Source organism: Pseudoalteromonas sp. SR44-5, from assembly GCF_014163675.1.
Lineage (GTDB): Bacteria > Pseudomonadota > Gammaproteobacteria > Enterobacterales > Alteromonadaceae > Pseudoalteromonas > Pseudoalteromonas rhizosphaerae.
In genome coordinates, this window is sequence record NZ_JACJDT010000001.1 from 54,883 (window position 1) to 67,244 (window position 12,362).

Genomic DNA, 12,362 nt, shown 5'->3' on the forward strand with positions numbered 1-12,362 from the left:
TTTTCGTCGCGGAACATGAAAATAGTTAATGCAAAAATGCTAACATATTAGCACTAGTGGTTTTTTTGTAGCTGTGTAGTCAGCTGATTTTTTATATACTTATATGTATAGTTAAGAGACAGATTTATATATGATCGATTCCTCTTTGAGTCCATGGGCTCGAACACTTTCCAGTTTAATTACTCGATTCGGTGAATTCAAAACCGCAACTATCTGTTATGCATTACTATTAGTCTTGGCATTAATATTGTCGTGTATGTTTTATTATGTTGCAGTGGGCGAGGTGATGCTCGTTGATGTGCTTGCCGTAATGTTTTTTACTGCAGTAGTGTCGCCCATTATTATCAGTGTGTTGATCAATTCAATTCGCCAGTTAGATGCTTCCTATGCGTATTTAGATAGTGCCACCAAGCAAGAAAAATTATTAAATCAAACTTTAAAAGATAATATCAATCGCTTAAATGTAGAGATAGATGAACGTAAAATGGCATTTCATGCCAAACACCGTGCAATCGAAGAACTCAGACGAGAAATCGTCGAGCGTAAAAAAACCCAGCAAGAGCTTGCTCAACAAGGCATGTTACTGCGCTCTATTGTTGATTCATCGCCTGATTTATTTTATTACCGTGATAACAATGGTGTTTTTGCCGGTTGTAATAAAATGTTTGAAGAGGTGATGGGTAAATCAAGTGACGAGTTAATAGGTAAAACTGCAGAGGAAATTTATCCAACGCAATTCTTACCGGAAGTATTACTAACTGATAACAAAGTCGAAAAAACTCACGCCGCATTAACGCTTGATGTTGAATACCCTGTAGGCAATGAAAACCGTTGGTTTGAAATGCGCAAGCTCCCATTTATTAATGATGACGGTGACTACATTGGTTTATTAGCGTTTGGCCGCGACATCACCAGCCGTAAAGAAGCTGCTCAAGCACTTGAAACCGCTTATAAAGACAAGGGGAAATTTATTGCCACCCTAAGTCATGAATTACGAACTCCGCTCAATGGTATTGTGGGTTTAACCCGGATGTTGCTAGACACCGACTTGGATAAGCAGCAACGTAGTTGGTGTAATACAGTATTTTCTAGTGCTGAAACATTAGGAAATATTTTTAATGATATTATAGATTTAGATAAAATAGACCGCGAGCAACTCGATATTGTTACCGACTCAATAAATGTTTCCGACTTTATTAATGATGTGGTTAACTTTGCTGGATTAATTGCTGAACAAAAAGGCCTAGAGTTTGAAATTAAGCGCAAAGGTATGTTGGATATTTATGCGCAACTAGATCCGACCCGATTACGCCAAGTGGTGTGGAATTTAATAAATAATGCGGTTAAATTTACCCAACAAGGTAAAGTTCAATTAGCGTGTGTTCGGGAAAACCGTGCGGATGGCGCGTGGTTAGTCATGAAAGTAACAGATACCGGGCAAGGTATTCCACAAGAGCAATTACATCGTATTTTTGATATGTATTATAAAGCGCCAGATTTAAATGGTACTAATGCGATAGGATCAGGTATCGGTTTAGCTGTCACTAAGGCATTGGTTACTGCAATGAAAGGACAGTTACATGTGAGCAGTACCGAAGGGGAGGGCAGTTGCTTTGTGGTTGAAATACCGCTGGCCCTTTGTATTGCTCCGGCTGAACAAAGTTATGTTGGCCGTAGTTTGAATATCTTGCTAGTTGAAGATGTGCCGCTTAATGCTGAAATCGCCACTAACTTACTTGAGCAACGCGGCCATGAAGTTATCTGGGCTGAAACCGGTGAAGATGCATTGTCGTTTGTTGAAACTGAGGATGATCTGGATTTAGTACTGCTAGATATGCAACTGCCAGATATTAATGGCGATGAAGTAGCAAGGCAGATCCGTGCCGATAGCCATTTTGATAAGTTACCTATTGTAGCCCTTACGGCTAATGTGCGTAGCGCCGAAGAAGAGTTACAAGGTATCTCAATTCAAGGCGCATTAGCCAAGCCCATCAATACCACGAAGCTTGATAAAATGTTGGCTGAACTATTTGATATTAAACATCTACAACAGTCTGATGAAACACGCCTGACGGTTAGCAAAGAAGCCAGTGAAAATATCAATGTAGAGTTACTTGATGTTGAAACCATAGAAGATTTTGTTAATTCGATGGGCATAGTAACATTTAAGCGCAGCAGCAGTTTATTTGAAAAGCTAAATCCACAGTATCAGCAAGAGTTAGCAACGTCATTAGCAGCTGGTGACCGTGAAGAGTATAAGTCCGTCGCACATAAGCTTAAAGGTGCTGCAGGTTCAGTTGGTTTAAATGATGTACAGTTACACGCTAAGATCATGGAACATGGTGCGATTGAAGAAAGTGATGAAGTATTAAATACTTGGCTAACAATATTGGCAGATAAAATAAATGAAGGGCAACATGCCCTTCATTTATTCTTACAGCAATTAGAACGTTAATGCTGTCATTACTTGGTAGAACGGATATTAACTATCGATTTTACCAATGAAACGATAACCTTCACCATGGATGGTGCTGATAAGCTCAGATGTGTTGTTATCACTTTCAAAATGCTTTCTGATACGACGGATCGTTACATCAACAGTACGGTCATTTGCACGTAACTCACGACCAGTCATATGCTTGATTAGCTGCTCACGACTAAAAATACGGCCTGGAGAGTCAAGCATTAAACGTAGTGCTCTGTATTCACCTTTAGGTAAACGTTTGGCATCACCATTTGGTGATGTTAAACAGCGGCTATTTTCGTCAAGTTCCCAGCCATTGAAAGTGATCACACCATTTGTTTCAAGGCTTGATTCTTCACCGCCAAGGGCAGTACGTGAAAGCAAGTTACGAGCACGAATAGTTAATTCACGAGGATTGAACGGCTTAGTAATATAGTCGTCCGCGCCAATTTCTAGGCCTAAAATACGGTCTACATCATTATCACGACCGGTTAGGAAAATAAGTCCAACGTTACGCTTTTGACGTAATTCACGCGCTAATATTAGCCCGTTTTTGCCTGGCAGGTTGATGTCCATAACTACAAGGTTCACATCATCATTATTTGTAAGCTTGTCATGCATGTCATCGCCATCAATGGCTTCAATAACTTTGTAACCTTCAGCTTCAAATAAACTAACGAGGTTTAGTCGAGTTACGTCTTCATCCTCTACAATCAGAATGACTGGCGTTTGCATTATTAATTAACCTTTTTCGGAATATTTTATTTACAATTAATTCGGTATTGTATTATAAAACCGAATACTAGTGATTATAGGAGTATATCCAATTGTTAACAAGTAAAATCAATTCGGATGAAATTTAGAAACAGCTAATAACCGAGATTGCACTTTAAAACTGCTGCGCAACAACTGCTGTTTATTGATATACAGTCGGATTTTATTCCCTTCTTGGACCAAAGAGACAACGCCCCCTTTTTCTAAAAAATTGATACTCTCACCAACTGTTAAGGTATTTAATGAAATGGTATCGATCCAAAGTGGAATTATATCATCTTCCATTGTTTCATCAATGTATGTGATATCACAAAAGCGAGAAAGTTCAGAAATTTGCTGTTTTTTATCAATTAACACTGTTTCAATCGGTATATCGTTAATTTTAAGATTCGAATTATCCTTTAATAACTCACCAATTCCATGTTCAACGTCATAAAAACAAAAAGTCACAGCCTGTTTATTGTTAACTTTGGGGAACTCGACGAATTTTGCAATCTGAAATAGAAATGCCGATTTGACTTGTTCAGGTGATTTAGCCTGTAAAAATGCTGGAAACAACAGCATCAGAGCCAGTAATAAACCCGTTAGTTTCATAATTTGCTTGCCTCAGTTAAGGGCAAGGTAATTATAAAGCGTGTGCCTTCTATATTTTGATCATCAAAATAAACATTGCCACCTAAGGCTTGTGTGACTAAGTTGTAAACTAGATGCATACCTAAACCACTGCCACCTTCGCCGCGTTTAGTGGTAACAAAGGGATCAAAAATGCGTTTTTTAACGCTTTTATCAACCCCGATACCATTATCATAATAGTTAATGCTCAGGCTACTTTCGTTGCGTTCCACTGTAATTTCGATTTCGTTATTTTGATTATCTTTAAAGCCGTGGATCACCGAGTTACTTAACAATTGCTGCAATATCTGCTGAAGCGGGCCTGCTTTACTTTCGATCATCAATTGTTCAGAACAATGAATAACGATTTTAGGAGCTTTGTTCTCTAATTCAGTACGCATTGAAAGCATCACGTTGGTGATAAGCTCATGCATATTGACCAGCGAATTAATCTCTCCATCTTGGTTCACCGCTACTTTTTTAAAGCTGGATACCAGTTCCGCAGCGCGATTTAAATTCCGATAGATAAGATCTAAGTTTTCTATACCATTGTCGATAAAACGTTTCAATTGACTTGAGGTTAAGGTTTTTTGCTCAAACCCTAGGCTTATTTCTGCCAGTTTATCGCGTAGCAGGGTAGAGCCAGTGATCCCTAAACCAATAGGTGTATTTACTTCATGTGCAACACCTGCAACCATTTGCCCTAAAGAGGCCATCTTTTCACTTTCAACAATCTGATTTTGGTATTGATGCATCCGTTCAAGGGTTGTTAGCAACTCTTGATTTGCTTCTCTGAGCGCGATTGTACGTTGGTTTACTTTTTCTTCTAAGCTTTGGTTTAATTGTTTAATTTCTTGCTTATCGTTTTTATGGCGCTCTATTTGATTTTGCGTGCGAGTCAGCATGATGTTTAAACTGTTCGAAAGCATGTTGATTTCGGTAATATTAGTTTTTGGGGCTCGGGCGTTGTAATTATGATTTTTCGAGACATCTTGCAGTAATCTGCTTAAGTGGTCTATAGGGTCGGCAATACGTTTTTGAATTCGTTTTGCTACAAAATAAACCAGTATTAAAACGAATAACGTTAAAAGAATATCAATAAGAATTTTTTGGTTGATATACTCGTTGAGGCGCTCTAGGCCGCCACGGATATACACATAACCCTTAATATCACCTTCGTACGTGATTGGCTTGATTAGTTCTACGTAGTCTTCAGTGATCCTAGGCTGTTGGAGTTGTTCAATACTATCAACCCGAAGCGGCACTGGTGGCGTTTTTCGTGCATTAAAGCTGGTAAAAAATACCGCTTTATTTGAAATTTCGTCAATTGCGTAAATATGTATATTTTTAACGAGTGGAATTTTTTCGAAAGATTTAAGACGTTGTTCTTCGGTTTTTCTATCATCAAATAGTACGGTTACTTGGGCATTAAAGGCGATAATTTCTGCAAGGATATTGAGCTTATTGATGATTAACTGTTTTTGCTCTTTGACATCAAGGTAGGTCGAAATAGAAATAGATAACGATAAACACAAAGCAGTAACAAGCATGACTGCACTGATCAGGGCTTTGCGAATACTTGTTGGCGATGTTGATAAAGGCATTATTGTAATGAAGGCCCAGTTATATAATTTTTATTGAGTTGCTGTAAGTCTAGCAAAGACCTATCAAAGTGACTAAAAAATATAATAACTTTATTGAAAAGCTGCCATTTATATTATTTGGCAGCGTTTGTGAGGCAATAGTTGTAATTAACTGCTATACACTGAAAATTTATTGGTTTTGTGTACTACTTGATAACTACCGAACTGAGTTTCTAGAATTGGCGGGTATTTCAAGAAGCAGTTTGCAACAATAGTTAACTTGCCTTGCTTAGTTAAGTGCTGTTTAGCACCACTTAAAAACTGTTCAGCAACAGTATAATCAGTGGCAATACCGGTATGAAATGGTGGATTTGAAATAATAAGCTCAAATTTTCCAGTTACATTTGCTAATCCATCACTTAGTAAAGCGCTACCGTTTACACCGTTAAGTGCCAATGTTTGCGTGGTTGCATAAGCTGCAAGAGCACTAACATCCGTACAGGTAAAACTCAAAGCTGGATTTTTCAAACCTAAGAAGGTCGCAATAAGACCCGCGCCACAGCCAAAATCCAGCACATTGCCAGATTTAATTTCAGGTGCATTCTCTAACAGTATTTTAGTACCGCCATCAAGTTCACCGTGATTAAATACGCCAGGTACGCTAATGGCATTAAAACTAACGCCAGCCACATCAACATTAAATTGTTTGTGGTAACGAGTAATAACAAACTCAGCTAAGGTTTTTATCTCGGTGAATAAATACAAAGCACAATGGCGGGCACTGTCGATTTTATTGCTGTATTCACAGTGGCTACTAAATTGCTTTTCGATCGATTTCACACCACTTTTATTTTCACCAACCACCAGTAACTCAGTGTCTGGGTTGATAACCGCGCGAATATTGTCCAACGTCATCAATGCTTCAGGTTTTGCTTTTGGGTAGTAATAAATAACGAGGTCAAAGTGTTGACCGGCTATCTCATGGCTAACACAAACATCAATAGTGTTGATATTTTTAGCAAATTCGCCATTAGCATGGTTGTAGCTAAAAGCGCTGATCTTGCTGTTTGGATTTAACTGGCGCAGTTGTGACAAAAAGCCATCTTGCACAAAATTAACTACTAAAATAGAGTCCGCCGTTAGGTTTGCACTATTGCGTAGTAAAAGTGAACTTGGATTAGTTAATGCGCTCATATATGGCTTTGCCTTTAAAGTTGTTTTGATTAATTTAGCTAATACGCTCGAACATTAAATCCCAAACGCCATGACCTAAACGATGGCCGCGTTGCTCAAATTTCGTCAAGGGACGTAAATCAGGACGTGGCACATAATCGTTAGTCTCTGATTGGTTTTTAAAATGCTCCGCTGCTTGCATTACTTCAAGCATATGTTCTGCGTAGTTTTCCCAATCAGTTGCCATATGGAAGACACCGCCAATTTTTAATTTGCTACGCAAGCTCTCTACAAATGCAGGTTGTACAATACGACGCTTATGGTGACGTTTTTTATGCCATGGATCAGGGAAGAATAGTTGCACCGTTGTAATGCTGCCCTCAGCAATACAATCAGCAAATACTTCAACAGCGTCATGCTCAAAAATACGTAAGTTTGTAATGCCTGCTTCATCAGCATCCATTAAACATGCGCCAACACCAGGGCGGTGTACTTCAATACCAATAAAGTTAAGGTGTGGTGCGCTCTTGGCCATTTCGACCAATGATTTACCCATACCAAAACCAATTTCTAAAACAACGTCGTTGTCATTGCCAAATACTTGGGCTAGATCAAGCATGCCTTGTTGATGTTCAAGCCCCATGGTTGGCCAGCATTTTTCAATTGCCGCAGCTTGTCCTTTGGTTAAACGACCTTCGCGCTTAACAAAACTGCGAATGGTACGAATATATTTACCTTCTTGCATCGCTTGCTCAAGGTTATCGTTACTTGAATCACTCATATATTTTGGCCTGATGAAAACAACATGTCTTAAAATGGTGGCGTATTATCCCTGACCACGGCGTTGATCACAAGGCCTTATCTTTTGTGTATGTTTATAACTTGATATTTTAACTCACTGCAATAGACTGAGCGCCATTAAGGGTCGGGTTTTAAAAGTAGTTATTTTGAAGTTAAACAACAGTGAAGCAAGCTGGTTTTCTCAGCAAGTAGTCGATTGGTATGAATTACATGGGCGTAAAACTTTACCTTGGCAATTAAATAAAACACCTTACAAGGTGTGGATATCTGAGGTGATGTTGCAACAAACTCAGGTAATCACAGTTATTCCTTACTTTGAAAAGTTTATGCAAAGTTTTCCAGATATTATCGCTTTAGCAAATGCAGATGAAGATCACGTGCTGCATCACTGGACAGGATTGGGCTATTACGCTCGAGCTCGCAATTTACATAAAACCGCAAAGATAATCCGAGATCAATACAAAGGCGAGTTTCCAACAACGTTAGACGAGGTTGTTGCTTTGCCTGGAATTGGGCGCTCGACTGCAGGAGCTGTTTTATCGCTTTCTCTTGGCCAACATCATCCTATATTAGATGGTAATGTAAAACGTGTGCTTGCCAGATTTTTTATGATTGAAGGTTGGTACGGAGTTAAAAAAGTTGAAAACCAATTATGGCAACTATCAGAGCAGTTAACTCCAGCAAAACAAGTGACTGAGTTTAACCAAGCAATGATGGATTTAGGAGCAAGCCTCTGCTCACGTAGCAAGTTTGATTGCCAACCTTGCCCGTTGCGCTCGCGTTGTGCAGCGTATAAGACTGAGCAGGTAAAACAGTTCCCTCATTCAAAACCTAAAAAAGCAGTGCCAAAGAAAGTGTGTCATCAATTAATTATTCAATGTAATGATCAAGTATTGATGGAAAAAAGGCCTAACTCAGGAATATGGGGCGGCTTATTTAGTTTTTTTGAGTTTGAGCAAAAATCTCAGTTAGATACTTTTTTAGCACAGCAAGGGCTTGCCGTTACAACTGTGCCAATTGAGCCTTTTACGCATATATTTTCGCACTTTGAATTAACTATTAATCCGCATGTACTCACTTTGCATAAAGTGTCTGATGTGGTGAATGAGCGACAACTAGTTTGGTACCCATTGGACCAGTCCATAGAGGTTGGTTTAGCCGCTCCAACTAAAAAGCTAGTTAAACAAATTGCTACAATAGTTTACACTAACTGATATCGTTTCTAAGAGCACAAGAGAGCAATCATGGCACGCACTGTATTTTGTCAAAAGTTACAAAAAGAAGCCGAAGGGCTTGGTTTCCAACTTTACCCTGGTGAGTTGGGTGAAAGGATTTTTAATAATATTTCTAAAGAAGCATTTGCACAGTGGCAGCACAAGCAAACAATGCTGATCAATGAAAAGCATTTAAATATGATGGATCCAGAGCATCGTACTTTTTTAGAAGAGCAAATGGTTGGCTTTTTGTTTGAAGATAAAGATGTAGAAATTGAAGGATACCGTCCGCCAGAAAAATGATTTTCACATGCGAATAAAAAGGGCAATAAGCCCTTTTTTAATGCTTGAATTAAATCAGATCATCTTGCTCTTGGGCATTACTAACTTGCTCTTTTAAAAACTGTGCAACACGAGAGTACTCAATCTCTAAATTGTCACGCAGCTCAATTAGTTGATCACTGGTTAAGTCTTGTTCTTTACAGCTATCTTCAAAGTCAGCTGCCAGTTCAGCTACTTTTTCTGCGCCAATTGTTTTCGATATAGATCTAAGTTGGTGGCAAGCTGCAATTATTATTTCTTTATCACCGGTCATTACCCCCGTATTAATGTCTTTAGCTAACGTATGGCTTTGCTCTAAGTACATTTTAAAGAACCGTAACTGCTTTGCTTCATCATTGTTTATGTATTTAGCGAGCATTTCAAAGTTAATTGGTGCTGACGGCTTATTAGGAGAAGCTGTAATCGACTCTTGTTTGCTTTCACTCCAACTATTAAGTGTTGCCTCTAGTGTATTTAATTCCACAGGTTTAGTAATGAAATCGTTAATACCGGCATTTAAACAGCGTTCTTTTTCACCCTTTAAGGCATTTGCCGTTACTGCAATAACATAAGGCTGAGCGTTGATGTCTTCAAGTTGCGCGGCTTCGTCGCGAATTTTTTCAACCATGTCATAACCTGACATTTTAGGCATATGTAAGTCAGTTAAAATTAATGGGTAACGACCGCTTTGCCACATTTTTAAACCTTGTTCGCCGTTTTCAGCAACCTCAACGCCAAACCCAAGTAAATGTAGTTGATCGGTAAGCACTTGTTGATTCAAAATATTGTCTTCAACAAGTAGCACGAGTTTGTTTTCTTCGCGTGCTTGTTCAATATTTAAATAATTATTAAGGGTTTTAACTGGTTTAACTTGTCTTGGTGTATGCAGCCCCGCAGCAACCAATAGCGACATCATAAAGTTTGACTTACATAATGGCGACGCATTAAGGTAAAAGATGTTTTTGTGATTTATTGCGGCTTCATCCAATTTACTAAGTACGATCACCTGTTGGTTATTATCTTCAAGGGTGTACAGTAAACGGCGTAGTAAGTAATTAATGCTATCCATTGAATCGATACCATCAAGCACCCAAATAACACCGGGGTTGTCTTGATACTGTTCAATTTCTTGCACCGCTTGCACTGTAATTGTTTTTGCTCCCATAAATGATAAATAACGAGAAAGCGTTTGTTGTCTGCTTTGATGCTCAGTGACGAGTATCACCGAATGATCTTTCAAGGCGCCTTTATGGGCATACTTTATGGTGTTTTCAGTACTGAATGGCAATTCCACCACAAAGTCACTACCAATACCTATATCGCTGGTAACACTAATCGACCCTAACATTAACTCGGTTAAACTTTTACAAATAGATAAACCTAGGCCAGTGCCACCGTACTCACGGGTAATTGATCCTTCGGCTTGAATAAATGGATTGAATATTTCACGCAGCTGAGCTTGGCTCATACCTTTACCATTGTCGCTGACGCTAAAACGCAGAGTAAAATGGTCAGCAGTATTTTGTGCCACTTCTACAGCAATGCGTACCTGACCTAGGCGATTTTCATCGGTGCTTGTAAATTTAATCGCATTACTACATAAGTTATAAAGTACTTGGCGAACGCGAACAGTATCACCAATTAAATTAATTGGTACATCAGGGGCTATGGCAAGCTCTAAATCAAGCTGGCGTTTTTTTGCAACCGATGACAATACTCTGGCAACTTCTTCAATAGTATCCGAGACCGAAAAAGGAGTTGGATCGATATTTAGTTTGCCCGCTTCAATCTTTGAGAAATCTAAAATATCATCCAGAATACCCAGTAGTGAAAAGGCTGATTCACGAATAATTGTGCTTAGACGATGCTGAGCGCCATTAAGATCTGTTTGCCTTAGTAAATCAATGGTGCCAATAACGCCATTCATTGGAGTGCGTATCTCATGGCTCATAGTTGCTAAAAACGTGGTTTTGGCTTCGCTTGCTTGTTCAGCTCTATGGCTCGCTTTTTCAAGCGCTAAAGTGCGGTTTTGCACTTCAGTTTCCAGACTGCTTTGCAGCTTATGCAAATCTTTTTGGGCTATGTCATTACTATTGATGGCATCTTGTACTTGCTGTAATAATTGATTGATATTTTTAGCTACAACGCCAAGGCCAATATCTAATTGTTCGTCGATATGTGTATTGTAACTACCAGATTTAGTGATGCTCTCTAATTTATGCGCAAGAGTGTCACTACTTTTGCGGATCCGCGTATTAAGATAAACGTTAAAAAACAGCGCCAGTAAAAATAAACTTACTCCAGCAATTCCTGCAATAGCCAATGCAAGTCCGATGGAATAATTTGGCAGTAGAGGGGTTACAGCTATTTTTTGTTTAATGATCAATTCACCAACGGGTTGATCATTTAAATTTAATTGATAGTGAATAATACCTTGCTCAACTGAATATTGATCAAGTTTTAGCGGTGCAATTGCCGGTTTATTACTAGCAAAAACCAATTGTGTTTGTGCAGTAGGTGTATATCTATATAAGTAGTAATCAAATTGATTATTAAGCGCAGCACTTAAATTTAGTAGTTGTGTGGCATTATCTTGTCCTGTTCGAGTTAATGCATTTACTAAAGGTGTGTCTAATTGCTCAGCTAATGTCATTAAACTTAGTGAGCTTGGTGGTGCTTTTGAGTCTTCAGTGTGGCTAGGGTAAAAAGAATAAGCAACCACAGCGAGTGCTGTTACGGCTAAGTTTATTAGTATAAAAAGAGGTAATAGTCCTTTTACAGGAGAAGAAAATTTACTCAGCATTTATTATCCAACTTATCTATTATCAACCGCAATCTAAACAGTCGCTTGTGTACTGGAAATCAATCCTATCATTTACCAGAAATAATTCACTACGTTTTTAGGACTGTTGTGCACAAAGCAGTTAAAATACCTATTCAATACATAAATTAAAGAGTTATTGCTGTAAAAAACAGCGTACTTTACATTTATTAGTCGCTTTGTTGAAAAACTGTGCAAACAGTTATAAAGAATAAAAAAAAAGTTGACTTGAAAGGGCAAAACCAGTTTAATACGCCGCACACGCAGATAGCTCAGTCAGTAGAGCTAAGCTGAAGTTATATTAAAAATCCTTTGTGATTTTTATTAAAACTGAAATCGCCCAGATAGCTCAGTCAGTAGAGCTAATTGGGAATTGTATTTAAAATCCTTTGTGATTTTTTATTAATACTGAAATTGCCCAGATAGCTCAGTCAGTAGAGCTAAGTGGGAATTGCATTGAAAATCCTTTGTGATTTTTTATTAATACTGAAATTGCCCAGATAGCTCAGTCAGTAGAGCTAAGTGGGAATTGCATTGAAAATCCTTTGTGATTTTTATTAATACTGAAATTGCCCAGATAGCTCAGTCAGTAGAGCTAA

Annotated in this window: 9 protein-coding genes; 3 read left to right on the plus strand and 6 right to left on the minus strand. The window is 38.4% G+C overall.

The window, feature by feature from the left end:
• Positions 1-130 precede the first annotated feature (130 nt).
• Entirely contained in the window at positions 131-2,455 is a 2,325-nt protein-coding gene (arcB, locus tag H5154_RS00290; protein ID WP_182717014.1) for an aerobic respiration two-component sensor histidine kinase ArcB, read from the plus strand.
• Between the two features lie 27 nt (positions 2,456-2,482).
• Here arcB and arcA read toward each other — a convergent pair whose 3' ends face one another.
• The 5 genes from arcA to trmB all read right to left on the minus strand — a co-directional run bounded on the left by arcA (position 2,483) and on the right by trmB (position 7,387).
• Complete coding sequence (arcA, locus tag H5154_RS00295; RefSeq protein WP_182717015.1) at positions 2,483-3,199, minus strand: two-component system response regulator ArcA; 717 nt, start codon at positions 3,197-3,199, stop codon at positions 2,483-2,485.
• Between the two features lie 108 nt (positions 3,200-3,307).
• Positions 3,308-3,832 (minus strand): YfiR family protein, encoded by a 525-nt coding sequence (locus tag H5154_RS00300; protein ID WP_149980884.1) that lies wholly within the window; start codon positions 3,830-3,832, stop codon positions 3,308-3,310.
• The gene (locus H5154_RS00305) at positions 3,829-5,454 is read right to left on the minus strand and encodes a sensor histidine kinase (protein ID WP_182717016.1); all 1,626 of its coding nucleotides are present in this window, start codon (positions 5,452-5,454) and stop codon (positions 3,829-3,831) included. The genes H5154_RS00300 and H5154_RS00305 overlap by 4 nt, the downstream gene beginning before the upstream one ends.
• Positions 5,455-5,601: 147 nt before the next feature.
• Complete coding sequence (gene rsmC / locus H5154_RS00310) at positions 5,602-6,627, minus strand: 16S rRNA (guanine(1207)-N(2))-methyltransferase RsmC (RefSeq protein ID WP_182717017.1); 1,026 nt, start codon at positions 6,625-6,627, stop codon at positions 5,602-5,604.
• Positions 6,628-6,661: 34 nt separating this feature from the next.
• Positions 6,662-7,387 (minus strand): tRNA (guanosine(46)-N7)-methyltransferase TrmB, encoded by a 726-nt coding sequence (gene trmB / locus H5154_RS00315; RefSeq protein WP_145237549.1) that lies wholly within the window; start codon positions 7,385-7,387, stop codon positions 6,662-6,664.
• A 166-nt stretch (positions 7,388-7,553) separates the two neighbouring features.
• Here trmB and mutY point away from each other — a divergent pair, with 166 nt between their 5' ends.
• On the plus strand, positions 7,554-8,621 hold the full coding sequence (mutY, locus tag H5154_RS00320) for an A/G-specific adenine glycosylase (RefSeq protein WP_220491211.1): 1,068 nt from the start codon (positions 7,554-7,556) through the stop codon (positions 8,619-8,621).
• A 30-nt stretch (positions 8,622-8,651) separates the two neighbouring features.
• On the plus strand, positions 8,652-8,924 hold the full coding sequence (locus H5154_RS00325) for an oxidative damage protection protein (protein ID WP_145237543.1): 273 nt from the start codon (positions 8,652-8,654) through the stop codon (positions 8,922-8,924).
• 49 nt (positions 8,925-8,973) lie between these two features.
• On the opposite strand, the gene H5154_RS00330 is transcribed toward H5154_RS00325, so the two are convergent.
• Positions 8,974-11,745 (minus strand): hybrid sensor histidine kinase/response regulator, encoded by a 2,772-nt coding sequence (locus H5154_RS00330; RefSeq protein WP_182717018.1) that lies wholly within the window; start codon positions 11,743-11,745, stop codon positions 8,974-8,976.
• Positions 11,746-12,362 lie beyond the last annotated feature (617 nt).